This window comes from Sphingopyxis sp., from assembly GCF_016793825.1.
In the GTDB taxonomy this organism is placed as follows: domain Bacteria; phylum Pseudomonadota; class Alphaproteobacteria; order Sphingomonadales; family Sphingomonadaceae; genus Sphingopyxis.
The window spans coordinates 1-24,389 of the sequence record NZ_JAEULM010000048.1; the positions used below are offsets into that span (position 1 = coordinate 1).

The window sequence follows — 24,389 nt, forward strand, 5'->3', positions numbered from 1 at the left end:
CGGCACGACTTCGATCGACGCGACGAGCGCGCCGCGCGTGACGACGCCCTGGACCAAGCCATCGAGGTCGACTTCCTCGATATGCACCTTGCCGTTGTTGACGGTATCGACGACGTGCTGGCTGACGTCGACGCCGGTCACTTTGCTGCCCGAGCGCGCGATCAGCGCGGCGGTCGGCAGGCCGATATAGCCGAGGCCGAGAACGGTAACCGTCTGGTCGCTATCGATGGGCACGCGCTACAATCTCCGCAATTCTTGTTGCCGCGCGGCCGTCCCCGAAAGGATTATGCGCGCGAGCCATGGCACTATAGGCGCCTTCATCGTCCAAAAGGCTGAAAATTTCCGAAACGATGCGATTTTTGTCGGTGCCGACGAGCCGGGCGGTGCCGGCCTCGATGCCCTCAGGTCGCTCGGTCGTTTCGCGCATGACCAGTACCGGCTTGCCGAGCGATGGCGCTTCCTCCTGCACCCCGCCGCTGTCGGTAAGGACGAGCGTCGAGGCGCCGAGCAGGCGAACGAAGTGCGGATAGTCGAGCGGGTCGATCAGCGCGACATTGGCAAGGCTGCCCAGAATGGGCTCCATGGCGTTTCGCACATGCGGGTTCGGGTGGACAGGGAAGATCACCGCGACATCGGGGCGGGCGGCAATGCCGGCGATGGCATCGGCGATCGCCTTCATTCCGTCGCCGAAATTCTCCCGCCGGTGCGAGGTGACGGCGATAATCCGCTTGCCGACAAAACGGCCCAGTAGCGGATCGAGTGCGGCGGCCAGCGCCGGCTCTTCATCGATCCGCGCCTTGGTCGCGAGCAGCGCGTCGATGACGGTGTTGCCGGTGATGTGGATCCGGTCTGATGAGACATTCTCGGCGCGCAGTGCCGCGCCGGCGGTTTCGGTGGGGGCGAAATGCAGGTCGGCGACCGCGCCGGCCACCTTGCGATTCACCTCTTCCGGGGAACCTGAGGTCACGAGGCGGGCCGCTAGCAGAGCTTTTTGCGCGCTGCAATCGGATACAGTGTCGCCGGAGCCCATGCAAAGTCGGGCTCGGCACAAAATCGTCCGTGCGAAGGTCCGCGCGGATCGTTCGCACATGGAGGGCCGAAACGCCGACGATCGGCGGGCCGCGTCGGCGAGAACCCAGGATAACCGTCTGGTAACGGGATATCGCGTGGTGCCGACTGTCAGACTCGAACTGACGACCTACCGCTTACAAGGCGGTTGCTCTACCAACTGAGCTAAGCCGGCGCCCGGCCCCCCTAAGCATTTTTCGGCCGAATGGAAACATCTGACATCGCAAAATGCCGACGCCGCGAAATCCTATATGATGCCGAAGGTCCAGCTTTCGGTGACGGCCAGCGGGTCGGTAAGCGGCGCGGGCGCCCAGTGGGCATCGTCATCCGCGATCGCGCGCAGCCAGGCGGCGGTCAGCAGCGCGTCGCTGGCATGGTCGCTTACCGGCCCCTCGATGCCCGCGCGCGGCGACCCGAGTACGGCCAGCGCGGCGTCGAGCGCCTTGCCGTGGTGAATCTTGCTGCGGCCCGGCGCCATGCCCGCGGCGCGCGCGGCGAGGCTGGTGTAGATTTCGACGAGCAGCGGACCGTTTGCGGGGACGGGATCGAGCGGCCAAAGCGGGATGCAACCGCGCAGGCGGTGGAGCAGCCGCATGCCGGCGAGGCTGGCCTTGCCCACCTGCGCCGCGCCGACGAGGTTGAAGTTGCTGACGCTCGCCGCCTGTTTCGTCGCGCGCTGATGACGCTCGACGACGCGCAGCCGGCCCGAGCCGGGCTCGTACAGGTCGCCGGCCTCGCCCGGCCCCTCGCGCGAACGCCCGTGACGAAAATGGCGGCGCGCCTCGGGGTGGGCAAGGAACCCGCCGATTTCATAGTGCGGATCGTGCGCCGCCAGCCGTTCGACCAGCGCCCATAGCGCGACCATATCGGCCGGACTCTCCGTCCATTCGGGAAAATAGGCGCCGCGGTCGGCGAAGGCGAACGCGGAGGAAAAATCAAAGCCGATCAGCATGTCGGCGCCGGACGCCGCAACCGCTTCCAGCCACGCCAGGATTTCGGCGCGCGACCAGACATGGCCGGGGCGCACCAAGGCCGGCGCGGCGGCTCCGCTCGCCACCGCGAGCGTGATACCGCGCTGGCGAAGCCCGCGCGCGCCCGACCAGTCGAGGGCGGCGAAATGGGTGAAGCGGCGCATAGCGTCGCCCTAGCGCATGGCAATCATCTTGCACAAAGGCGCATTGCGTCCCACATGCGCCCCATGCTGATCGAAACCGAATCGACGCCCAATCCCGCGACGCTGAAATTCCTGCCCGGGCGGGCGGTGATGGAGGCCGGAACCCGCGATTTTGCAAGCCCTGAAGAGGCCGAGGCTTCGCCGCTCGCAACCGCGCTTTTTGCGCTGGGCGACGTGACCGGCGTTTTCTTCGGGCGCGACTTCGTGTCGGTGACGATCGCGCCGGGCGCCGAATGGGCGGACGCGAAGCCCGACGTACTCGGCATCGTGATGGATCATTTCCTGGCCGATATGCCGTTGTTCCATCCCGCCAGCGCTGCCGGCATTTCGGTGCCGGGCGACGATGAGGGCGGCTTCGCCGACGACCCCGCCGACGCGGACATTGTCGAACAGATCAAGGAACTGATCGAAACGCGCGTTCGCCCGGCGGTGGCGAACGACGGCGGCGACATTGTCTATCGCGGTTTCGACAAGGGGAATGTCTATCTCAAGATGCAGGGCGCCTGTTCCGGCTGCCCCTCCTCGACCGCGACGCTGAAGAATGGCATCGAGTCGCTGCTTAAACATTATGTTCCCGAAGTGACGGCCGTCCACGCCGTCTGACCTCTATTTTCAGGAGATATGCCGATGAGCGAGCCGCTTTCCGACAGCGCCCTCGACCAGCTCTTTCGCACAGCGCGCACGTACAACGGCTATCTCGATCAGCCGGTATCCGAGGCGCAGCTTCACGCGATCTGGGATCTGGTCAAATTTGGGCCGACCAGCGCCAACGCGCTGCCCGCGCGCATCATCTGGTGCGTTTCGGACGAATCGAAGCAAAAGCTCGCGGCGCTCGCGCTGCCCGCAAACGGGCAAAAGATCCTGAGTGCGCCGGTCACCGCGATCATCGGCATGGACACCGAATTTTTCGAACATCTGCCGGAATTTTTCCCGCACACCGATGCGCGGAGCTGGTTCAAGGGCAATGAGGCGCTGGCGCATGCGACGGCGTTCCGCAATTCCAGCCTGCAGGGCGCCTATTTCATCATGGCCGCGCGCGCTCTCGGTCTCGATACCGGACCGATGTCGGGTTTCAACAACGACGCGGTGGACGCTGCCTTTTTTGCCGATACCCCAGCCGTGAAGAGCAATTTCATTTCGACGCTCGGCTATGGCGATCCCGCGACCATTTTCGAACGCAGTCCGCGTCCGGGTTTCGAGCGTTTCAACCGCATTGTCTGAACGAACGCTCGTCATCGATAGCGCCAGCGAGGCCTGTTCGGTGGCGCTGGTCGACGACGGGGGCGTCGTCGATTTCCGGCACGAGGTGATTGGCCGTGGCCATGCCGAGCGGCTTGTTCCCCTGATCGCGGAGCTTGTCGGCGGCGGCCGTGCCGCGTCGATCGCGGTTGGTTGCGGGCCGGGAAGCTTTGCCGGCGTGCGCATCGGCGTCGCCGCAGCGCGGGCGCTGGCGCTCGGCTGGGGCATTCGCGCTTCGGGCTTTTCGACGCCGGCGCTCGTCGCGGCGGGCGCCGCGGAGGAGATCGTCGCCGCCGGCGGAGCGCTCGTGGTGATGGAAGGCGGGCACGGTCAGTGGTTCGTTCAACCCTTCGCGGCCGATCTCGCCCCCAGGGGCGACGTGCAATCGGCGTTTCCGGACGACGCGATCCGCGCCGATGATATCCTGATCATCGGCAACCGTGCGGACGATTTCGTCGCGCGGCGCGGTGGGGGCAGGGCGCTCTCCCGGCTTCCCGACGCGCGCGCCTTCGCGCGTCTGCCCGCCGCCGCGCTGTTCGGCGCGCCCCGCCCGATCTACGGGCGGGCGCCCGACGCCAAACCGATGGCGCCCGCATGACGGTCGGCGACGTTCGCCTTGCCACCGCGCGGATCGGTGACCTTTCGGCCATCATGCGCGTGATGGAGGCGGCTTTCGACCCCGCGTATGGCGAGGCGTGGAGTACCGCGCAGCTTTTGACCCTTTTTGCGCTGCCCTCGGCGCGCGTGTGCCTTGCGTGGGATGGCGACCGTCCTTGCGGCTTTTCCGCGGCCCGGATCGCGGGCCCGGAAAGCGAGCTGTTGTTGCTAGCGGTCGATCCCGTTCGTCGGGGATCGGGCGTCGGCGCCGCGCTGATGGACGATTGGCAGGCGTGGGCAAAGGCTGCGGGCGCCGAGGACTTTTTCCTTGAAATGCGGGCGGACAATGACGCGATTCACCTATATCGCAGCGTCGGATTTTCCGAATGCGGTCGCCGCCCGGCCTATTATCGCGGCGGCGATGGCGTGATTCGCGATGCGATTACGATGCGACGCTCAAACGCGGCCGTGAAAGAATAGGCATCAATTCAAGGAATGATCGCAAAATTGTTGCAAGAATACATCCGAAATGGCATTAATGGGTCCGGATCGCAGCAATCTCTTATATTTACCTCCGATGTTTCAATGCCAATCCCGTAAGGATCAATAGTATCATGGCCGAACAATCCGATACAAACGAGATGCTGGTTACGTTGACCGCCGATATTGTCGCGGCGCATGTCAGCAACAACAGCGTGGCGATTTCCGACCTCGCGATCCTGATCAACAACGTCCATGCGGCGCTGTCGAACCTCGGCGAAAAGCCGGTGGTGGAGGAAAAGCTGGTTCCCGCCGTGTCCATCCGCTCTTCGGTGAAGCCCGACTTCATCATCTGTCTGGAGGATGGCAAGAAGCTGAAGATGCTGCGCCGCCATCTGATGACGCATTACGGGATGACCCCTGACGACTATCGCGCGAAATGGGGTCTGCCGGCGGATTATCCGATGGTCGCGCCGAACTATGCCGAACGACGTCGCGCGTTGGCCAAGGAAATCGGCCTTGGCACGAAGGGGCGCGGCGGCGGCCGTAAGCGCCGCAAGCCTTAAATCCTCGGTTGGCATGCAGACCCGGGGCAACGCGAGGGCGGCGCCAGGCGGAGCCGCCCTTGTCCTCGGCGCGGGGCATGCCTATACAGTTTCAAGAACAAAGATATGACTGCGCTCAGCAGGAAAGGCCCGCATGTCCGGTTCCATCGACCTTGAAGCTTTGTGTCACGAAAAAGGGCTGCGCATTACCGAGCAGCGCCGCATCATCGCTCGTGTGATCTCGGATTCCGAGGATCATCCCGACGTCGAAACGCTCTATGAGCGGGCGTCGAAGGTTGACAGCGGCATCTCGATCGCGACCGTCTATCGCACCGTCCGCCTGTTCGAAGAGGCGGGGATTCTCGATCGCCACGACTTCGGCGACGGTCGCTCGCGATACGAGGCGGCGCCCGAGGCGCATCACGACCATCTGATCGACGTCGAAACCGGCAAGGTCATCGAGTTCGTCGATCCCGAACTCGAAGCGTTGCAGCGCGTGATTGCCGAACGGCTTGGCTTCCGCCTCGTCGATCATCGCATGGAGCTTTATGGCGTCCGGCTCGACCGCAAGGATTGACCCGGCCGCGCAGCGCGCGGCGATCGCCGCGGGGCATCCGGCACCGATTTCTCTGCGGGGGAAAGCGCGCATCCTGTGGCGGGTGCTGCTGCTGCTCCTGTTGCTCGTGGCTCTGGTGCCGCTCCACTATCTCTACCGTATCGTAAGCTATGGTTCGCCGTTTCCAAAACTGTTCCTGTTTCTGGCCGCGCGCATCGCGGGCGCGCGCGTCGTCCGCCACGGGACGCCGCTGCGCCGCGACGTCTTCTTCATCTCGAACCATATAAGCTGGGTCGATATCCTGTCGCTTGCGGGGGCCAGCGGCACGGCCTTCGTCGCCAAGGCCGAACTGGGGCGGGTGCCGGTGATCGGCTGGCTCTGCCGCCTCAACCGCACCGTCTTTGTCAGTCGCGAGGATCGCGGGGGCGTCGCCGACCAGATCAACCGGTTGCGCGAAGCGCTTGCCGACAATTGGTCGGTGACGGTCTTTCCGGAAGGCACGACGACCGACGGCCAGTCGCTACTGCCGTTCAAGACGTCGATGATGCAGGTGCTGGAGCCGCCGCCGCCCGCGGTCCTCGTCCAGCCGGTGATGCTCGATTATGGCGCGCTTGCCGAATGGATCGGCTGGGTCGGCGGGGAAGCGGGGATCGACAATGCCAAGCGAATTCTGGCGCGACCGGGCACGTTCAGGCTCGATATCCACTTCCTCGAACCTTTCCACCCGCGCGATTTTCCGGGGCGCAAGGCGATTACCGCCGAAGCGCGGCGACGGATCGAGGAGGCGCTGGTGGCGAGGCTCGGCAAGCCGCTCCGACCGTTCCCGCACACCGTGGCGCCGGTGCGGTACGAAGCGCAAGGCGATCAGACCGCCGCATGACCGGCCGAATCCCCTTCAAATCCGCCGCCACTTCGCCTAACGCGGCCGCATGTCCGTGACCCCTCCCGCCAAGACCTTCCACGTCAAATCCTTCGGCTGCCAGATGAACGTCTATGACGGCGAGCGCATGGCTGAAATGTTGGGCGCCGAGGGCTATGTCGCCGCCGCCGAGGGCGCCGATGCCGACCTCGTCGTGCTCAACACCTGCCATATCCGCGAAAAGGCGGCCGAGAAGGTCTATTCGGACATCGGTCGGTTGAAGCGCGACGATGGCAGCCGCCCGACGATCGCCGTCGCCGGCTGCGTGGCGCAGGCCGAGGGCGCGGAAATCGCGCGCCGGGCGCCGAGCGTCGATATCGTCGTCGGGCCGCAGGCCTATCACCGCTTGCCCGAACTGCTCGCCAGGGCCGCAACGGGCGAAAAGGCGGTCGATCTCGACATGCCGGTCGAAAGCAAGTTCGGGGCGCTGCCAAAACGGGCCGGCGGCCAGCGTCCGACCGCCTTCCTGACCGTGCAGGAAGGGTGCGACAAATTCTGCACCTATTGCGTCGTGCCCTATACGCGCGGGGCGGAGACAAGCCGGCCCTTCGCCGACCTGATCGCGGAGGCCCGTGCGCTGGTCGCGGGCGGGGTGCGCGAGATCACGCTGCTCGGCCAGAACGTCAACGCATGGGATGGCGAGGACGAACGCGGCCGCGCGGTCGGCCTCGACGGCCTGATCCGCGAACTGGCGAAAGAGGATGGGCTCGAACGCATCCGCTATACCACCAGCCATCCAAACGACATGACCGACGGGCTGATCGCGGCGCATGGCGAGATCGACAAGCTGATGCCGTTCCTCCACCTGCCGGTGCAGGCGGGCAGCGACCGCATCCTCGCCGCGATGAACCGCAGCCACAGCGTCGACAGCTATCTTCGGGTGATCGAACGGGTCCGCGCGGTGCGCCCCGATATCGCGATCTCGGGCGACTTCATCGTCGGTTTTCCGGGGGAGAGCGAGGCGGATTTCGAAGCGACCCTCGATATCGTGCGCCGCACCAACTATGCGATGGCGTACAGCTTCAAATATTCGCGTCGTCCGGGCACGCCCGCGGCATCGATGGCCGATCAGGTCGACGAAGCGGTGATGAACGCGCGCCTCCAGCGGCTGCAGGCCTTGCTCAACGAACAGCAGCAGGCGTTCAACGCGGCGACCGTCGGCCGGACGACCCGCCTGCTCCTCGAACGCAAGGGCAAGCTCGATGGTCAGTTGATCGGCAAGTCGCCCTGGCTTCAGTCGGTTCATGTCATTGCGCCGGGGCTCGCAATCGGCGACATGGTGGATGTCGACATCCTGTCGGCAGGTCCGAACAGTCTGGGCGCGACGGTGCGCCAATTGCAGGAGGCTTGATGTCCAAACGCCCGCTCGCAGCATCCCCCGCCGAACCCGGCGACCGCGTCCGACTGACCGCGGAATTTGAGCGAACGCAGCTTCTGGGCATCCTTTTCGGCGAGTTTGACCGCAACCTCGTGGCGATCGAGAATCGCCTCGGCGTCTATATTTCGGCGCGCGGCAACCGCGTGCAGATCGAGGGGGAAGCGGAATCCGCGGCGCGCGCGCGCGACGTTCTCACCGAACTCTACAACCGGATCGAACAGGGGCAGGAGGTCGATGCGGGGCTTGTCGATGGCGTGATCGCGATGTCGGCGCAGCCGACGCTCGCCGGCATCATCCGCCATGACAAGGACGAGGCGCCGCCGATCATGATCCGGACGCGCAAGAAGACGATCGTTCCCCGCGCGCCGTCGCAGATTCCCTATATGCAGGCGCTCGCGCGCGACGACGTCATTTTCGCGCTTGGCCCGGCGGGCACCGGCAAGACCTATCTTGCCGTGGCGCAGGCGGTCGCGCAGCTCATCACCGGCAGCGTCCAGCGCCTGATCCTGTCGCGCCCCGCGGTCGAGGCTGGGGAGAAGCTCGGCTTCCTTCCCGGCGACATGAAGGAAAAGGTCGATCCCTATCTGCGCCCGCTTTACGATGCCTTGCACGACTGCCTGCCCGCCGAGCAGGTCGAACGCCGCATCGCGTCGGGCGAGATCGAGATCGCCCCGCTCGCCTTCATGCGCGGACGGACCCTTGCCGATGCCTTCATTATCCTCGACGAGGCGCAGAATACGACGATCCCGCAAATGAAGATGTTCCTGACCCGTTTCGGCATGAACAGCCGCATGGTGATCTGTGGTGACCCCAAGCAGGTCGACCTGCCGATTCCCGCCACGTCGGGTCTCGCGGACGCGGTGGGCCGGCTCGAGGGGCTGGAGGGCATCAACGTCAGCTACTTCACGAGCGCCGACGTCGTCCGCCACCCGATCGTCGGACGCATCGTCGATGCCTATGAGGGGCCGGGCGCCTAGCACCCCGGGGGGAAGGTCGGCTGTAACATTGGCGCAACGTCGCGACATCTGCGCGCAAGAGTGAAGGGGCAGGCAAAGGCTGAAAAAATCAGCCGGAGACTGCCCCCATGTCCGACCAAGCTCTCACCCGCGACGATCACCGAGATGGCGGCTTTGCCGAAGATATGGAGGCGCTGGAGCGGCTGCGCCTTGGCCGACGCCGCGCGCTCGGACTGCTGTTCACCGCCGGCGGCGCCGCCCTGGTCGCGGGCTGCGGCGGCGGGAGCGAAGGCGACGCCGCCACGACGACGCCTGTGACCGTCACGCCGACGCCGTCGCCCACACCGACGCCGACACCCACGCCGACTCCGACGCCGACATCCACCTGCACCGCCTATGCCAGCGAGACCAACGGGCCCTATCCCGCCGATGGCACCAACACCTCATCGGGCGCGACCTCGAACGTCCTGACGGTTTCGGGCGTTACGCGCAGCGACATCCGGTCGAGCTTCATCGGTTCGACCACGACCGCACCAGGGGTGCCGGTGACATTTACCATCACCCTCGTCGATGCGAACAACGGCTGTGCCGCGCTTGCGGGCTATGCCATCTATCTCTGGCATTGCGATCGGGACGGTCGGTATTCGCTCTATGATCTTCCCGCCGAAAGCTATCTGCGCGGATTGCAAGTGACCGACGCCAACGGGCAGGTCACCTTCACGACGATTTTCCCGGGCTGCTATTCCGGTCGCTATCCGCACATCCATTTCGAGGTGTTCACCAACACCGCCAACGCGACGAGCGGGCGCTATGCGCGGCTCATCTCGCAGTTCGCGCTGCCGTCCGCCGCCTGCACGACGGTCTATGCCTCGACGGGCTATGCGACCAGCCAGAGCAATTTTCGCTCGACGTCGATCGCGAGCGACAATGTCTTCGGCGACAATAGTGCGGCGCAGATCTCGGTCATGACGATGGCGATGAGCGGCGATGTCACCAATGGCTACACCGCGACCGCTACGGTCGGCCTTGCGACCTGAAACGCTTCGGTTCGCCGTCCGCGAACGCTTCATTCCTGCCCGGCCTTCTGATAGGCGGGGTGGGAATGAAGCGAAAGGCGGCGGCAGCGTGGATCAGAAAACGCGCGTCCTTATTATCGACGACGACGCCGCGATCCGCTCGCTCATGGCCGATTTTCTGGCCGGCCATGGCATCGACGTCGCCACCGGATCTGGCGCGGCGCATCTTTACGCCGAGCTGAAACAGGGGCGGTTCGATGCGATCGTCCTCGACGTGATGATGGCGGGCGAAGACGGATTGACGGCCTTGTCAAAGCTCCCGATCGGCGACCGGCCGCCCGTGATCCTTGTTTCCGTTCTCGGCAACGACGTCGATCGCATCGTCGGCATCGAACTCGGTGCCGACGATTATCTTGCCAAGCCGTTCAATCCGCGCGAATTGCTCGCGCGCATCCGCGCCCTCGTCCGCCGCAGCAGGCTGCGCGAAGCGGGCACGGGCGATGGCCCCATCTGGCAGTTCGGCGATTGGCGGCTCGATGCCGCGCATTGGCAGCTCACGGCGCCCGACGGCGGCGACGTCGCGCTGACGCCCGGCGAGTTCCGCCTGCTTCTCGCCCTCGTCGAACAGCGCGGCCGGCTGGTCGATCGCGATCGCCTGCTCGCCGCGACGGGCGGCGAAGAGGCTGACGTGTTCGACCGTTCGATCGACGTGCTGCTCAGCCGCCTGCGCCGCAAACTGGCCGATCATGGCGGGCGCGATCTCATTCGCACAGTGCGCGGCGAAGGGTATCAGCTTGCGCTCGTGGCCCGGCCTGCCGACTGATGGCGCGCGCCGGACGGTCGATCCTGTTCCGCCTGTCGGGTCTCGTCCTCGCGGCGATCCTGATCATGGCGATCCTTTCGGTGATGGTCACTTTCTTCAGCCCGCCGCCGTTCCGCCCGCCGGTGCGCACGCCCGACCTGTTGGCCGCGTTCGACAATCCGGCCGCGCGGCAAGGGATGGGGATGCGCGACGTGCGTTTTGCAGATACCGCCAGCCTGCCGCCGCCAAATGCGGGGGAGCGTTGCGATGCCGCGCTTTCGGCCGCATTGGCGCAATCGCTTGGGCGCGACAAGGACGACGTCCGGCTTTGCGTTTCGGCGACGGCCTATGGGCCGGGCCGGGCCGCGGGCATTCCCCGCGACCTGCGCGACCGGTTTTCGCTTGCCGTCCGGCAGGGACAGGGATGGCGGGTGGCCACGCTGCCCCCGCCGCCGCTCATCACGCGCTGGCATATGACGACACTTGGCTGGCTGGTGCTGGCGGGGACGCTGTTGTTCGGGCTTTGCCTGCTCGTCGTCCGGTCGATCACGCAGCCGCTCCAGCAACTGGCCATCGATGCGCGCGAGGCCGGGATCGACGGGCTTGCTTTCCGGCCCGATGCCACCGCGCCCGCCGAGGTGCGCCAGCTCGCTGCGGCGATCGGCGGTATGCGCCGGCGCCACGCGGCGCTCGTCGTCAACCGTGCCGAACTCCTGGTCGGTATCGCGCATGATCTTGGCACCCCGCTCACCCGGCTTGCCTTTCGCATCGAGGGATTGCCCGACGCAGCGCGGGATCTCGCGCGCGCCGACATGGCGGAGATGCAAAAGCTCATCGCCGCCGCGCTGGAGTTCGCGCGGGGACGGGACCGCGAGGTGGAGCCGGTTGCGCTCGACATGCTGCTCGCCGACCGAGTCGCCGTGCTGGCGACCGATGCCGCGCCGGTTCATCTGGTTTCCGCACCGCCGCTGGTAGTCGTTGCCAACCTTGTCGACCTGATGCGGGTGATCGACAATTTGATCGTCAATGCGCAGCGCCATGGCGGGGGAGCCGAACTGTCACTCCGCCGGGCTGGCAACGTCGCGGAACTGACGGTGCACGACCGGGGGCCGGGGATCGATCCCGCGGCCGCGTCCCGGCTGTTCGATCCGCTCTATCGAGGGCAAGTGGAAGATGCCGACGGCCGTCCGGGAATCGGCTTTGGCCTGGGGCTGGCGATCGTTCAATCCAATGTCGAGGGCATCGGCGGCTCGGTCGACGTCGCAAACCATCCCGATGGCGGCGCGGTTTTCACGGTCCTCCTTCCGCTGTCCGCCTGAAACCGGTCGCTTGTCTCGCCATTGCACGCTACTCATTAAGGAGAATAATTCTCAATAGCAAAATTCTTGACCCTGCCACGGATGGCGCTTAATGCGCCGCTATTGCGAGTCAGTCGCAAATCTGCAGGGGAAGAATTTTGCCTATCCGATATTCGTCGTCGACCGTTCGCCTTGTCGCGGGCAGCGCGCTGGGCCTCGCCCTTGCCGCTGTGGCCCAGCCGGCCTTTGCGCAGGACAATGACGGCGACTATTGGCTGGCCCGCAAGAACCAGATCGTCGTCACCGCGACGCGCATCGCGACCAACGCGGCGGACGTGCCCGTGACCGTCACCGTCAAGACCGACGAACAGATCGCCGACGAACTGGTCACCGATATCCGCGATCTCGTCCGCTTCGAACCCGGTGTCAGCGTCCAGCGCCAGCCGGCGCGGTTTGGTGCGGCGCTCGGCGCGACCGGTCGCGCCGGCAACGACAGCTTCAACATTCGCGGCATCGGCGGCAATCGCGTCCTGATCCAGGTCGATGGCGTGCGCGTTCCCGACGGCTTCAGCTTTGGCGCGCAGGCGGCGGGTCGCGGCGACTATGTCGACCTCGGCCTCATCAAGTCGGTCGAAATCCTGCGCGGGCCGTCGTCGGCGCTCTACGGCAGCGACGGCCTCGCAGGGGCGGTCAGCTTCATCACCTCCGACCCGTCGGATTTCCTCGAACCGGGCAAGGCGATCGGCGGGCTCGTCCGTGCAAGCTACAGCAGTGCCGACGATGAGTTCAGCGAGACTGCGATTCTTGCGGGACGCAGCGGCGACTGGTCGGTGATGGCGGCCTATACCCGCCGCGACTGGAAGGAACTGGACAACAAGGGTGCCAATGCCGGGGTTGTCCTTCCGCTTCCGCTCACCGGCACGCTGACCTCCGGCCTTGTCCCCGGCACCGGTCCGCAGCGCACGCTTCCCAACCCGCAGGATGGCCGCTCGAACGCTGCGCTCGCGCGCATCGTCTATGATCCAGCGAACGGCCACAAACTGCGTCTGACCGGCGAATATCTCGATACCCACCTCTATACCAACGGCCTTACCGGCGTGACCGCGACGCGCAATGCGCTGGGCGTGGTCACGGCCAGCATCGACCGTCTCGAAGGCTTCGACAGCGGTGAACGCAAGCGGGTGTCGCTCGACTGGAGCTGGGAAGGCGAGGGGGCGATCGATTTCGCGCGCGTCGCGCTCTACTGGCAGGATGGCGATGACAATCAGTATACCGAGGAAGATCGCACCCCCGCCGCTGACCGCACGCGCCTCAACACCTTCGAAAACCGCGTGATCGGCGCGGCCGCTGATGCGCGCGCCGACTTTGCGACGGGTGCGATCAATCATCGCCTCGTCTTCGGCGGCGACATCAGCAAGACGCGCCAGCGCGGTCTTCGCGACGGGACGGTGCCGCCGTTCGGCGAAACCTTCCCGACGCGCGCCTTCCCGACCACCGACTTCACCCGCGCCGGTCTGTTCGTCGGCGATGAAATCTCGGTCGCCGACGGGCGGTTGCTGCTCTACCCGGCCCTGCGCTTCGATTGGTACGACCTGTCGCCCGATGACGATCCGTTGCTTCCGACCTTTGCCGGCGCAAAGCAGGATGGCTCGCGGCTCTCGCCGAAATTCGGCGCGGTGTTCAAGATCACCGACGACGTCCGGCTGTTCGCCAACTATGCGACCGGTTTCAAGGCGCCGGAGCCCGGTCAGGTCAACCAGTTCTTCTCCAACCTCGCGTCGGGCTATACGTCGATTCCCAATCCCGACCTCGGGCCGGAACGCAGCGAAAGCTTCGAGGGCGGGCTGCGCTTCACGAGCGACGCCATCAGCCTCGACCTCACCGCCTTCTCGGCGCGCTACAAGGATTTCATCAGCCAGGAACGGGTCAGCGGGAACTTCCTGCCGAATGATCCGGCCATCTTTCAATTCGTGAATCTCGATCGTGTCCGGGTCAAGGGGGCCGAGGCGCGTTTCGAGGGGCGAGCGTCGTCCGGCCTATATACGACGCTCGCCCTATCTTATGCGACGGGTACCCAGACGGGGCTCGGGCTCGAGCGGCTGCCGCTCCAGTCGATCGATCCGCTCAAGCTGGTGGCGGGGCTGGGCTATCGCGCGCCGGATGGGCGGTTCGGTGGCCAGGTCATCATGACGCACAGCGCGCGCAAGGAAGTTTCGCGTACGGTCGGCGTCGATGAGCTTGGGGCACCGACCACGGTGTGCAGCGGTTCGACCTGCTTCCGTCCCGAAGCCTTCACCATCCTCGACGCCACCGCCTATCTTCGGATCATCGACGGCCTGACACTGCGCGGCGGCGTCTTCAACATCCTCGACAAGAAATACAGCTGGTGGAGCGATGTTCGCGGCCTTGCGTCGAACTCTACCGTCACCGACGCCTACACCCAGCCCGGTCGCAACGCGAGTGTGTCGCTGAGCTATCGCTTTTAAAAAAACAGAGAAGGACTGCATCGATGAAGAAAACCTATCGCTCGCTCGCCGCCGGCCTGCTGCTTCTGTCGGCCGCGCTTCCCGTCGCGGCGTTCGCACATCCGCCGATCGCGGCCGAACAGGCTGCGGCCACGTTCGAACAGGATCGCGCCGACATCCTCGCGATGGCGGGCAACTACCGCGTCAGCTTCAACATGCAGGAATCGACGCGCTGGGACCCGGACTATGAGGTGCTCGAACCCAAGCGCTCGGGCGGCAACGAGGTCGTCCGCGTGATCGAGGACACCGGCCGCAAGATCGTGCTCCAGCACATGCTCGTCATCACCGGCGACGACGACAAGAGCATGATCATCAAGCATTGGCGTCAGGACTGGGAATATGAGCCCGCGAAGGTGCTCGTCTATTCGGACCGGGGCCAGTGGACCTGGGAAGACGTCCCGGAAAAGATGCGTACCGGCCGCTGGTCGCAGACCGTGTATCAGGTCGACGACAGCCCGCGCTACGGCGGCTGGGGCCAGTTCGAAACGCAGGCCGGGGTGCGCCGCTGGCGTTCGAACTGGACGTGGCGGCCGCTCGCGCGCCGCGATGCGGTGCGGAAACCCGTCTACGACCGCTATTATTCGATCAACCGCCACCAGCCCTCGCCCGACGGCTGGGTCCATTGGCAGGACAATACGAAGATGGGGATCAAGGACGGCAAGCTCGTCCCGATCGTCCAGGAATATGTCCTCAACACCTATATCAAATACGACCAGTATGACGTGAAGGCCGCCGACGACTATTGGGCCGCCACCAAGGATTATTGGGCGGCCGTCCGCGCCGAATGGGATCGCGTCGCAACCACCAAGGGCGGCATCGCGATTCAGGAAGAGGCGGAGACGGGAACCGTGATCAGCGGCCGCCTGCTCGAAATGGCCGACGAGGTGCAGGACAGGAAACTGACGACCGACAAGGCGATCGCCGAAGCGAAAAAGCTGATCGAAGCGAATACGCGCAAGCTCTGATCATCTTTGCCATGTGAAGCCCATGACTGGGGCGGTTCGGCACCGAGCCGCCCCATTTTTATGGATTCACTCGATCTTTGCCGAATACCGGATTAGGTTTTCCGTCCGGGCAGAAGCCATAGTCTGCAGCGTCAAAACGTCGAAAGCGCGATGGCCAACCGGGCAGGCATTCGAAATTTTCTCTATTCTCTCCATCGACGATGGCCAGCGAAAGCCCATGAATACGTGCTTCGCCGATAAGGCAGTTGAGCTTTGATCTCGGCGTCCCTTCAAGTTTGACGAATGCGGAGCCGCCATGATCTGGAATTGCCAGATCGAGCGTGAATTCGCCGATTCCGCAACGCCGAATCAAGCGCGCGCTGGTCGGGCCTTCTTCCGCCTTGAAGTCCGCGGCGAGCATTTCGTCGAAATTGTCGTCGGCGATCCGCAAATAGACGGGCTGGGCGCGATCCCTGACCCAGAGCGTGGCAAGCGCGGCGCTGCCCAGCGCTAATGCGGCGCCGAGAGCGGCGCCCCACAAAAATGATCGACGCACTGGTGCTACTTCCCCCGCGCTCCGTTGACGCTCCAGATGCCCGCACCGCGCGTAGCGATGAACAGGAAGATGAAGCAATAGAGCGCGATCGCTTCGCCGCCGTTGACGATCGGGAAGAAGCTCTTGCTCCCGTGGACTATCCAGTAACCGACCGCCGACATGCCGCTGGCGATGAAAGCCGCTGGGCGTGTGAACAGGCCGATCACGATCAGGCTGCCCGCGACCAGTTCGATCACCCCCGCCGCCTGCAGCATCGGATTGAGCGGCATCGGAAACGCGACTGGGAAATTGAAGAATTTCTGCACGCCATGTGCAAGGAACAACAGCCCCGCGACGATCCGCAGCAACGCATAGGCCTGTTCGGTGAAACCATCTAGAAACTTCATGACCGGACCCCCTCAACTGTTTGTCGATAACGCAGGCTAAAGGATTTTTCCGTCTGTGCGAATTTTTTCGCGCGCCATGTCACATCCGCGGCCCCTGTCTCGTCATGCTCGTACGACCCCATGAAGGAGCTATGACATGACCCGCGTGACCGACCCCTACACCGCCGCCCCGACGCTGATGAAACAGTGGACCGCGACCGGCTTCGCCGTCGAGAAGGGCCTCGACAAGACGCTCGTCGAACTGGTGAAGATCCGTTCGTCGATCCTCAATGGCTGCGCCAACTGCATCAATATGCACAGCGTCGATGCGCGCGCGCATGGCGAGACCGAACAGCGCATCTACCTTCTTGGCGCCTGGCACGAAGCGCCGGTGTATACCGATCGCGAACGGGCCGCGCTGGCCTGGACCGACGCCTTGACCCGCATCTCGGCAGGGCACACACAGCGGGCAGCAAAGGAAGCGCTCGAGGCGCATTTCACGCCGGAGGAACAGGTGAACCTCACGCTGCTGATCAACATCATCAATGGCTGGAACCGCATCGCGGTCGCTTTCGACCTCTGGTACGAAATCCCGCCGGCGAAAGCGGCCTGATGACGCCGGAAGGCTTTTCCGGCGAAGCGGATGCGGCGGCGGACGCGGCGGTGAGTTTCGACCCGCTGCGCCCGCTCCTCACCCGCGTCGCGTACCGCATGCTCGGGTCGGTCGCCGATGCTGAGGATGTGGTGCAGGACGCCTTCCTCCGCTGGCTCGGCACCGATCGCGTCGCGGTGCGGGAGCCCACCGCCTTCCTCCGCCGCACCGTTACGCGGCTCTGCCTCGACCAGATCAAGTCGGCGCGCCGCAACCGCGAGGTCTATGTCGGCCCCTGGCTTCCCGACCCGCTGGTCGAGGAGGAAGAGGCGGACGACGTGACGTTGCCGCTGATGCTGGCGCTCGAACGCCTCTCTCCGCTCGAACGCGCGGCCTTCCTGCTCCACGATGTCTTCGGGGTCGAGTTCGATGAGGTCGCGAGGACGATCGACCGCGACCCGGCCGCCACGCGCCAGCTCGCCGCGCGCGCTCGCACCCATGTCCGCGACGCCCGCCCGCGCTACAAGCTGGAAAAGGAGCGTGGCCTCGAAATCGCGGGCGCCTTCTTCGCGGCATCGCGCAGCGGCGACATGGGCGCGCTTGGCCAACTCCTCGCGGCCGATGTCGGCATGTGGTCCGACGGCGGCGGCAAGCGCCCCGCCGCGATGGTACCGGTGCTCGGCTTCAACACCGTGATGGCCCTGCACCGCAGCCTCGCGGTCCTTTATGGCAAGCACGGCTCGACGCTCGTCCACACCGGCACGATCAACGGCCTGCCGGGTTTCGTCACGCGCGAGGCCGACGGCGAGTTCCAGACCACGGCGCTGGAGGTCGAGGACGGCAGGATCGCCGGCATCTACGTGATGCGCAACCCCGACAAGCTGAAGCATATGCACTAGGGGCGGGGCCCCGGACGGTCAGGCGCGCTCCGCCAGCACATCGTAATGCCGTCCGATGCCGTATCGGGTGAAGCGTGCAAAGCCGGCGGCGCGCAGCCGCGCCTCGATCGCGTCGGCATCGGTCCAGCGCGCGTCGATTTCATAGAAGATCGCGCCGATCCGGTCGCGGTGCCCCGACGCCATCAGCGCCTCGACCACCGTTTCCTCATGGCCCTCGACATCGATCTTGACGATCAGCGGCAGCGCCCCCTCGATCAGCGTGTCGACGCCGGCGATGCCGAGGATGCGGATTTCTTCCCCCTCGGCGGGTGCCGCCTCGCGCAGGCTGGCGACACCGCTGTGCGCGGCGTCGGTCGCGATCCGCGCCATCCCCGAATGAAGCGACACGGCGGCATGGACCGGCCTGATCCGGGCGGTCGCCGCGTTGAGCGCGATATTGTCGCGCAGCAGCGCAAAGGTCGCGGCGACGGGCTCAAAGGCGACGACCGACGCGCAGTGGCGGTTGCGCGCCGCCAGCAGGCTGTAAAGCCCCTGGTTCGCCCCGATATCGACAAAGGCGAAAGGTCGCCTTTGCGCTGCGAGATAGCCTGACAAGGCTCGGCCATAGGTGGCATAGCGGCAATATTGGAACGTGCGGTCGGACCAGTTCGCGCGCATCCTGACGCCATAGCGCGAGGTCACGACCGGCTCCGACCGCGGCAGCGGCAGCGCGGCCAGACAATGCACCCACGCCTTGTGCAGCGTCTTCCTGACGCCATAGTCGAGGAAGCTTGCAAGCTGGGAGGGGGAAGCCGCGCTCATCGCCGCGCCATATAGTCTAGGATAGCCTCGGCGGCGCGCTCGGACGACGGTCGCGCCTCCAGGTCGAAGCTGTAATCGAACAGCGCCTCCTGCCGCTCGCGCATCGCGGGCGTCAGGCGCGGCACTTCGGCCAGCGCGGCATCGAGCTGGCTCAGGTCCTCGATCACATGACCGGCCCCCCAATGCGCGAAATCGGGATCGCCCCGCCAGGCCAGCCCGCGCGGGTTGAGGAAAAAGCACGGGCGCGGGCGGCGGATAAACTCATACACCTGACTGCTCGCATCGCCGAGATAGATGTCGGCGGTATCGGTGTAGGTCATGTCGAGCGAGGCGGGGCTGCCGGTGTCGATCAGCATATGGTCATGGTCGTAATGTTCGGCGCGCGGGCCGGCGTTCCAGCCGAGTGCAAAGGGGGACAGCGACGCGGTCAGGCGCTTCCTGAACAGCATCACATGCGGGGCAAAGATCAGATTGTATCGATCGCTCTTCGCGAACCAGTCGAGGATATGCGGCCCCATCCGGTACCAGGACGACAGGGCTGGCGAAGGGTGCGGATTGTACAGCACGGTCGGCCGATCCTTGGGGAACAGGCGCGGCGGTTTGGACGGCGGGATGTCGAACTTCGGGTATCCGACGATCGCGTGGCCGTCTTCCTTGAGCAGATCGGCCGCCGCCAGCCGGTCGCGGATCTTCTGTCCCGACAACAGGACCAGGTCGAATTTGCCGCTCGCCTTGTCGAATCCGATCGCACGGTCGCCCGCGCCATGGCGCGTGTGAACCAGCTTCAACGACCTGAGCCCGAACAGCGATTTCAGCATCAGCGAGGTTTTCTCCGGCACGACCAGTGCGTCGAGTCCGCGGAACCGGTCGAGGTTGCGATGGAGTGTCGAGACGATGTCGGCGGGGATCGACCGTCCGCTCGCGCGGTTGGCGGCGCGGGCGAATGCCGAGGGAGGGCGCAGCCGGACGATCTCGGGCGTGGGGCCGGGTCCGGCGGCCGCCATTCGCCGCACTTCGCCTTCGCACCCTTCGGAAACGAGCACGCTCACCCGCGCATTGGTGCCGCGGCGCAGCAGCGCCAGCGCGACGGGCAGCGCATGCGCGACCTGATGCCCGCCATGATGGTTGAAGAGAAAGCCGATGTGCATCGGATTCACCGGCGCCAGTCCAGCACCGGCCAGCCGCGCACACCGGCGATGGCCCGCAGCCTGGCCGACGGATTGACCGCGACCGCCTCGTCGGCGAGCTCGAACATCGGCAGGTCGGAGGCATGGTCCGAATAGAAGCGGATATGGGCGGCGTCGCGCGCGATCCCGGCGCGTTGCAGGAAGGCTTCGACCATGCGGCGCTTGTCGGCGCCATAGCAGTTCGTCGATGCGCTCGTCGGGATCAGATGGCCGTCCCGCCAGCTCGACGCCGTCGCGACCACATCGGCGATGCCCAGCCGCCGGGCCAGCGCGGCAGTATAGAAATGCGGGGCGGCGGTTGCGAGGACGACACGCCGTCCCTGCTGGCGCTCGGCTTCGATCAGCGCGATGCCCTCGGCATACAGCCCGCGTGCGATCAGGCGGCGGGCAAAGCGGTCGGCGAGCCGTGCGGCCTCGCGCTCGGGCAGCGCGCCGCCGATCGCGACACGGTGCATCGCCTGCTTCATCCGGCGGCGCGAAACCAGCTTGAGCGCATAGAGAATGGCGACCGGCAGCAGGAACGGGAGAAGGAGCAGGCGCCACGGCGCGCGGCTGCGCGCGGCGAAGAACAGGAAGGGGGTGTAGGTCGGCAGGATGGTGAGCGTGCGGTCGAGGTCGAAGACCGACAACATCGTCCGTTGCGGCGTGAGGGAGGGGGGCTGCGCAAACGCGCGTGCCGCATCGTTCGCCTGCCGCTGTACCTGTGCCATCGCCTGCTCCTTCGGGACAGGCAGTGGCAGCGCGATCTGACGCGGCGATGGGGCTTTCATTTGATTTTCGACATGTTCGCGCGGTGGCTGGCGATTTGGCGTGCCAGCCGGTAACGGGAATGCGATGCAAATCTTGGTGATCGAGGATGATGCGCGCGTTGCGGAGCATATCGGCAAAGGGCTGAAGGCCGCCGGGCATCTCGTGACGGTCGAGGATGACGGGCGGCGCGGGTTGTTGCGCGCCGCGTCCGAAACCTTCGACCTGATCGTCGTCGATCGCATGTTGCCGCATGTCGACGGGCTGACGATCGTCCAGACGATCCGCGCGACCGGCGATGCGACGCCGGTCCTCTTCCTCAGCGCGCTCGGCGAAGTCGATGAACGTGTCGCCGGCCTTCGCGCCGGCGGCGACGACTATCTGACCAAACCCTTTGCGATGTCCGAACTGCTCGCGCGGATCGACGTGCTTGCCCGGCGCGGTCCGGCGATCGTTGCCGAGACGAAGCTGGGCGTCGGCGATCTGGAGATCGACCTGCTCGGCCAGCAGGTGCGGCGGCGGGGACGCGCGATCGACCTGACGGCGCGCGAATTTCGCATTCTCGCCTATCTCGCGCGTAACGAGGGGCGCGTCGTCACCCGCTCGATGCTGCTCGAACATGTCTGGGACTATCATTTCGATCCACAGACCAACATCATCGACCAGCATGTCAGCCGCCTGCGTCAAAAGGTCGATCGCGGCCACGACATGTCGTTGATCCACACGGTTCGCGGAACCGGCTACGTCATGCGGGCGGGCGCTTGAGCGCGCCGCCGCGCCGCCGGCTGTGGCAGAGCCTGACCTTTCGGCTGGCGCTGATCTATGTCGCCCTGTTCCTGACGTCGACCGCCGCGATGTTCTGCGCGGCCTATTGGTTCGGCGTGTATCAGCCGATGCTGAAGGAAGCCGAGGTCGTCCAGCGCGAGGCGAAGGATCTTGCCGCGGTGGACCATGCCGATGGCCGCGCGGCGCTGCTTCGCGCGTTGCAGCTTCGGGAGCGGACGGGCCCCAGGCGGCCGTTTCATGCCGTGCTGGACCCGGGCGGCAAACCCCTGGCCGCCAACCTGCCAAGCTGGCCGGATGCGACAATCGTCGGCTGGAAGCTGCTCGATGCCGACGTGGCGTTTCTTGGCACCGAACAGGATTATACTGCGCTGTCGGTCGAGCGTCGGCTGGATGATGGCGCCCGGCTGATCGTCGGCCGCGATGTCGAGGATATTGATGACCGCGACGAGATATTCTCGGTCGCCGCGGCATGGCTGGTCGCGATCGCATCGGCGCTTGCCATCGGCGGCAGCATCGCGATGAGCCGGGCGATCGGGCGCCGCATCGATGCGGTTACCCAGACCGCCCGCCGCGTGATGGCGGGCCGCTTGACCGAACGGATTCCGCTGCGCGGCACTGGCGACGATTTCGACGAGCTGGGTCGCACGCTCAACGAAATGCTCGGGCGGATCGAGGAAGCGCTCGAATCGGTGCGCCGCGTGTCCGACAATGTCGCGCACGAATTGCGCACGCCGCTCGCCCGGCTGCACGCCGACCTCGACGACCTCCGGTCCGCCGGGGATGAGGGCGAACGCCAGCGGCTTGCCGAACAGGCGCTGGTCGAGGCCGTACGCCTCCAGTCGATCTTCGACGCGCTGCTGCGCATCGCGCGCATCGAAAGCGGGCGGCACGACGCGGGGTTTCGGAGTGTCGATCTCTCGACCCTGCTGGCCGACGCCGTGGAATTTCACCTGCCCGATGCGGAGGCACGGGGGCAGAAGGTGGAAAATCATATCACGGCGGGACTGACCCTCGACGCCGATCCCAATCTTTTGTTCCAGGCCGTATCGAACCTGCTCGACAATGCGATCAAATATGGCGGCGATGGCGGGGCGGTGACGGTCGGGGCGGAAAGGACGGACGCCGGCGTCACGATCGACATTTCCGATACGGGTCCGGGTATTCCGCCTGACTATCGTCAGAAGGTCACCGAACGTTTCTTCCGCTTGCCGGCGACTGCGGGCGAACCCGGAACGGGCCTTGGCTTGTCGCTCGTCAGTGCGATCGTTGCGCTGCACAAGGGCCAGCTTCACATCGGCGATGCTTCGCCGGGGACGCGGGTGCGGCTCGTCTTTCCCTGACCGCACGGCGATTTTTCGCTGTCCTATATTTGTGCGGCGTTCTAGGTCGGCGGCATGGCCTTCTCTCTCCCGACCGCGCGGCAAAGGCTGCGATTTGTGCGTAAAGTTGCGCAGTTTTCCGCGCATTTTCCTTTGCGCGACTTTCCATGCTGAGCGTCGAAACCCATGAAGCGGCGCCCTGGCCCGATGCGCTCGACTGGGAAGATCGGGCCGCCGCCGCCGCCGCCGCGGCACTGGCGTTGACGCCGTTCGCGTCGCTTGCCGATGCCGCGCCGCTTGTCGAGGTGGCGGTTCGCCTGACCGACGATGCCGAGGTTCACGCGCTCAACCGCAACTTTCGCGGCAAGGACAAGCCGACGAACGTCCTCTCTTTTCCGCAGGTGCAGGCGGATCTTCTCGAAACGATGGCGAACAGCGACGACGGCGAAATCCTGCTCGGCGACATCGTTCTGGCGCGCGAAACCTGCGTGCGCGAGGCGGGGGAGAAGGGCGTTTCGGTCGAGGATCATGCCACGCATCTGATCGTTCACGGCATGCTTCACCTCGTCGGATATGATCATATGGACGATGTCAGCGCCGCGGCAATGGAAGCGCTCGAGGTGAAAGCGCTTGCATCGCTGGGCATCGCCAATCCATATGATCATCAGGATTAACAGGGAAACAGCCAGCATCATGCCCGACGACCAGGGGTCTTCGAACCGATCGGAAGAGGACAGTAGATCCGGTCTCTGGACCGGCCTCAGAAACATGCTCTTTGGCGGCGAGAAAGAAGCATCGCTGCGGGAGCAGATCGAGGATGTCATTGACGAGGCCGAGGAAGAGGGCGAGGAACGGCGCGGCAGCAACATCGTCGGCGACCTTTCGCCGATCGAGCGCAAGATGCTCCGCAATCTCCTGCATTTCGGCGAACAGACCGTCGACGATGTTGCGGTGCCGCGCGGCGAGATCATCGCGATTTCGGAGAGCGCGAGTTTCGACGAACTGATCGCGCTGTTCGCCGATGCGGGGCACAGCCGGCTGCCGGTCTATCGCGAGACGCTCGATGAAGTCGTCGGCATGATCCACGTCAAGGATGTGTTCGCGGTGCTTGCCGCGAAAAAGCCGCCGCCGCCGCCGATCGACCTGATCCGCCAGCCGCTTTACGTCCCGCAGTCGATGGACGTCCTCGACCTGCTTGCCGACATGCGGGCGCAGCGGACGCATCTGGCGATCGTCATCGATGAATATTCGGGGACCGAGGGTCTCGTCACGATCGAGGATCTGGTCGAGGAAATCGTCGGGGAGATCGAGGACGAACATGACGACGAGCCGACCGCGCTTTTCGTCCCCGGCGAGGGTGGGTGCTGGGAAGCCGACGCACGCGCCGAACTCGATGATATCGGCGAAGCGATCGACCCGCGATTGGGCGAGATCGACGAAGATGTCGATACGCTGGGCGGCCTTGCCGCAGTCCTTGCGGGCCATGTGCCCGAGGTGGGCGAGATATTGCACCACCCCAGTGGCTGGCGGATCGAGGTGACGGAGGCCGACGAACGGCGCGTCCATCACCTGCGTCTGCATCCGCCGGTCGTCGTCGATCTGGAGGCGCCGGCCGAGCGTGAGGAGTTCTGACTCAATTG

The 24,389-nt window shown here is 65.4% G+C and carries 27 protein-coding genes, 1 tRNA gene and 1 pseudogene; 20 read left to right on the plus strand and 9 right to left on the minus strand.

The features are described 5' to 3' along the window. From JNM03_RS16600 to JNM03_RS16615, 4 genes and pseudogenes are all read right to left on the minus strand, one after another. Positions 1-234 (minus strand): 3-hydroxyacyl-CoA dehydrogenase NAD-binding domain-containing protein (locus JNM03_RS16600; RefSeq protein WP_294038323.1); only part of this gene is annotated, 234 nt, incomplete at its 3' end. Beyond that, a pseudogene (gene wecB / locus JNM03_RS16605) lies at positions 221-952 on the minus strand (non-hydrolyzing UDP-N-acetylglucosamine 2-epimerase); the annotation flags it as partial. The gene JNM03_RS16600 and the pseudogene wecB, both read right to left, overlap by 14 nt. A gap of 215 nt (positions 953-1,167) precedes the next feature. Then, positions 1,168-1,243: transfer RNA gene (locus JNM03_RS16610), tRNA-Thr, on the minus strand. Positions 1,244-1,315: 72 nt separating this feature from the next. Then, entirely contained in the window at positions 1,316-2,203 is an 888-nt protein-coding gene (locus tag JNM03_RS16615) for a hypothetical protein (protein WP_294038324.1), read from the minus strand. A gap of 63 nt (positions 2,204-2,266) precedes the next feature. Here JNM03_RS16615 and JNM03_RS16620 point away from each other — a divergent pair, with 63 nt between their 5' ends. The 14 genes from JNM03_RS16620 to JNM03_RS16685 all read left to right on the plus strand — a co-directional run bounded on the left by JNM03_RS16620 (position 2,267) and on the right by JNM03_RS16685 (position 15,518). Further along, positions 2,267-2,845: a NifU family protein gene (locus tag JNM03_RS16620; RefSeq protein WP_294038325.1), complete on the plus strand. Its 579-nt coding sequence runs from the start codon at positions 2,267-2,269 to the stop codon at positions 2,843-2,845. 24 nt (positions 2,846-2,869) lie between these two features. Then, complete coding sequence (locus JNM03_RS16625; RefSeq protein WP_294038326.1) at positions 2,870-3,463, plus strand: malonic semialdehyde reductase; 594 nt, start codon at positions 2,870-2,872, stop codon at positions 3,461-3,463. After that, positions 3,456-4,079 carry a tRNA (adenosine(37)-N6)-threonylcarbamoyltransferase complex dimerization subunit type 1 TsaB gene (gene tsaB, locus JNM03_RS16630; protein WP_294038327.1) on the plus strand — a complete coding sequence of 208 codons (624 nt, stop codon included), beginning with the start codon at positions 3,456-3,458 and terminating at the stop codon, positions 4,077-4,079. The genes JNM03_RS16625 and tsaB overlap by 8 nt, the downstream gene beginning before the upstream one ends. Beyond that, positions 4,076-4,558, plus strand: coding sequence for a GNAT family N-acetyltransferase (locus JNM03_RS16635; RefSeq protein ID WP_294038328.1), 483 nt, complete (start codon positions 4,076-4,078; stop codon positions 4,556-4,558). The genes tsaB and JNM03_RS16635 overlap by 4 nt, the downstream gene beginning before the upstream one ends. Positions 4,559-4,692: 134 nt before the next feature. Next, positions 4,693-5,124 (plus strand): MucR family transcriptional regulator, encoded by a 432-nt coding sequence (locus JNM03_RS16640; RefSeq protein ID WP_294038329.1) that lies wholly within the window; start codon positions 4,693-4,695, stop codon positions 5,122-5,124. A gap of 133 nt (positions 5,125-5,257) precedes the next feature. Continuing rightward, positions 5,258-5,680 (plus strand): Fur family transcriptional regulator, encoded by a 423-nt coding sequence (locus tag JNM03_RS16645; RefSeq protein WP_294038330.1) that lies wholly within the window; start codon positions 5,258-5,260, stop codon positions 5,678-5,680. Beyond that, positions 5,652-6,539, plus strand: coding sequence for a 1-acyl-sn-glycerol-3-phosphate acyltransferase (locus JNM03_RS16650; protein ID WP_294038464.1), 888 nt, complete (start codon positions 5,652-5,654; stop codon positions 6,537-6,539). The genes JNM03_RS16645 and JNM03_RS16650 overlap by 29 nt, the downstream gene beginning before the upstream one ends. Before the next feature lie 49 nt (positions 6,540-6,588). Further along, positions 6,589-7,929, plus strand: a complete 1,341-nt coding sequence (gene miaB, locus JNM03_RS16655) for a tRNA (N6-isopentenyl adenosine(37)-C2)-methylthiotransferase MiaB (protein ID WP_294038331.1) — start codon at positions 6,589-6,591, stop codon at positions 7,927-7,929. Further along, a complete protein-coding gene (locus JNM03_RS16660; RefSeq protein ID WP_294038332.1) occupies positions 7,929-8,933 on the plus strand; it encodes a PhoH family protein in 1,005 nt (334 codons plus the stop codon). Before miaB ends, JNM03_RS16660 begins: the two co-directional genes overlap by 1 nt. A gap of 107 nt (positions 8,934-9,040) precedes the next feature. Then, positions 9,041-9,949 (plus strand): intradiol ring-cleavage dioxygenase, encoded by a 909-nt coding sequence (locus tag JNM03_RS16665; RefSeq protein ID WP_294038333.1) that lies wholly within the window; start codon positions 9,041-9,043, stop codon positions 9,947-9,949. Positions 9,950-10,037: 88 nt separating this feature from the next. Further along, entirely contained in the window at positions 10,038-10,751 is a 714-nt protein-coding gene (locus JNM03_RS16670) for a response regulator transcription factor (protein ID WP_294038334.1), read from the plus strand. Continuing rightward, complete coding sequence (locus JNM03_RS16675) at positions 10,751-12,049, plus strand: sensor histidine kinase KdpD (RefSeq protein ID WP_294038335.1); 1,299 nt, start codon at positions 10,751-10,753, stop codon at positions 12,047-12,049. The genes JNM03_RS16670 and JNM03_RS16675 overlap by 1 nt, the downstream gene beginning before the upstream one ends. Positions 12,050-12,186: 137 nt before the next feature. Then, positions 12,187-14,514 carry a TonB-dependent hemoglobin/transferrin/lactoferrin family receptor gene (locus JNM03_RS16680; protein ID WP_294038336.1) on the plus strand — a complete coding sequence of 776 codons (2,328 nt, stop codon included), beginning with the start codon at positions 12,187-12,189 and terminating at the stop codon, positions 14,512-14,514. Between the two features lie 23 nt (positions 14,515-14,537). Continuing rightward, the gene (locus JNM03_RS16685; RefSeq protein WP_294038337.1) at positions 14,538-15,518 is read left to right on the plus strand and encodes a DUF6607 family protein; all 981 of its coding nucleotides are present in this window, start codon (positions 14,538-14,540) and stop codon (positions 15,516-15,518) included. 58 nt (positions 15,519-15,576) lie between these two features. On the opposite strand, the gene JNM03_RS16690 is transcribed toward JNM03_RS16685, so the two are convergent. Beyond that, positions 15,577-16,053 (minus strand): hypothetical protein, encoded by a 477-nt coding sequence (locus JNM03_RS16690; protein WP_294038340.1) that lies wholly within the window; start codon positions 16,051-16,053, stop codon positions 15,577-15,579. 5 nt (positions 16,054-16,058) lie between these two features. Next, positions 16,059-16,439: a DoxX family protein gene (locus tag JNM03_RS16695; protein ID WP_294038341.1), complete on the minus strand. Its 381-nt coding sequence runs from the start codon at positions 16,437-16,439 to the stop codon at positions 16,059-16,061. Positions 16,440-16,575: 136 nt separating this feature from the next. Here JNM03_RS16695 and JNM03_RS16700 point away from each other — a divergent pair, with 136 nt between their 5' ends. Together JNM03_RS16700 and JNM03_RS16705 are read left to right on the plus strand one after the other, a co-directional pair. Beyond that, positions 16,576-17,031 (plus strand): carboxymuconolactone decarboxylase family protein, encoded by a 456-nt coding sequence (locus tag JNM03_RS16700; protein ID WP_294038342.1) that lies wholly within the window; start codon positions 16,576-16,578, stop codon positions 17,029-17,031. Then, complete coding sequence (locus tag JNM03_RS16705) at positions 17,031-17,909, plus strand: sigma-70 family RNA polymerase sigma factor (RefSeq protein WP_294038344.1); 879 nt, start codon at positions 17,031-17,033, stop codon at positions 17,907-17,909. Before JNM03_RS16700 ends, JNM03_RS16705 begins: the two co-directional genes overlap by 1 nt. A gap of 18 nt (positions 17,910-17,927) precedes the next feature. Here the strand turns inward: JNM03_RS16705 and JNM03_RS16710 are convergent, their stop codons facing one another. The 3 genes from JNM03_RS16710 to JNM03_RS16720 are packed head-to-tail and all read right to left on the minus strand — an operon-like array spanning position 17,928 to position 20,607. Then, entirely contained in the window at positions 17,928-18,710 is a 783-nt protein-coding gene (locus JNM03_RS16710) for an FkbM family methyltransferase (protein ID WP_294038346.1), read from the minus strand. After that, entirely contained in the window at positions 18,707-19,858 is a 1,152-nt protein-coding gene (locus JNM03_RS16715) for a hypothetical protein (protein ID WP_294038466.1), read from the minus strand. The genes JNM03_RS16710 and JNM03_RS16715 overlap by 4 nt, the downstream gene beginning before the upstream one ends. A gap of 5 nt (positions 19,859-19,863) precedes the next feature. After that, a complete protein-coding gene (locus JNM03_RS16720; RefSeq protein WP_294038347.1) occupies positions 19,864-20,607 on the minus strand; it encodes an HAD family phosphatase in 744 nt (247 codons plus the stop codon). 124 nt (positions 20,608-20,731) lie between these two features. On the opposite strand from JNM03_RS16720, the gene JNM03_RS16725 reads away from it, so the two are divergent. From JNM03_RS16725 to JNM03_RS16740, 4 genes are all read left to right on the plus strand, one after another. After that, a complete protein-coding gene (locus JNM03_RS16725; RefSeq protein WP_294038349.1) occupies positions 20,732-21,409 on the plus strand; it encodes a response regulator transcription factor in 678 nt (225 codons plus the stop codon). Next, the gene (locus JNM03_RS16730; RefSeq protein ID WP_294038350.1) at positions 21,406-22,770 is read left to right on the plus strand and encodes a HAMP domain-containing sensor histidine kinase; all 1,365 of its coding nucleotides are present in this window, start codon (positions 21,406-21,408) and stop codon (positions 22,768-22,770) included. Before JNM03_RS16725 ends, JNM03_RS16730 begins: the two co-directional genes overlap by 4 nt. 146 nt (positions 22,771-22,916) lie before the next feature. Next, a complete protein-coding gene (gene ybeY / locus JNM03_RS16735) occupies positions 22,917-23,423 on the plus strand; it encodes an rRNA maturation RNase YbeY (protein ID WP_294038351.1) in 507 nt (168 codons plus the stop codon). A gap of 19 nt (positions 23,424-23,442) precedes the next feature. After that, entirely contained in the window at positions 23,443-24,381 is a 939-nt protein-coding gene (locus JNM03_RS16740) for a hemolysin family protein (RefSeq protein ID WP_294038352.1), read from the plus strand. The last annotated feature ends 8 nt before the right edge of the window (positions 24,382-24,389 follow it).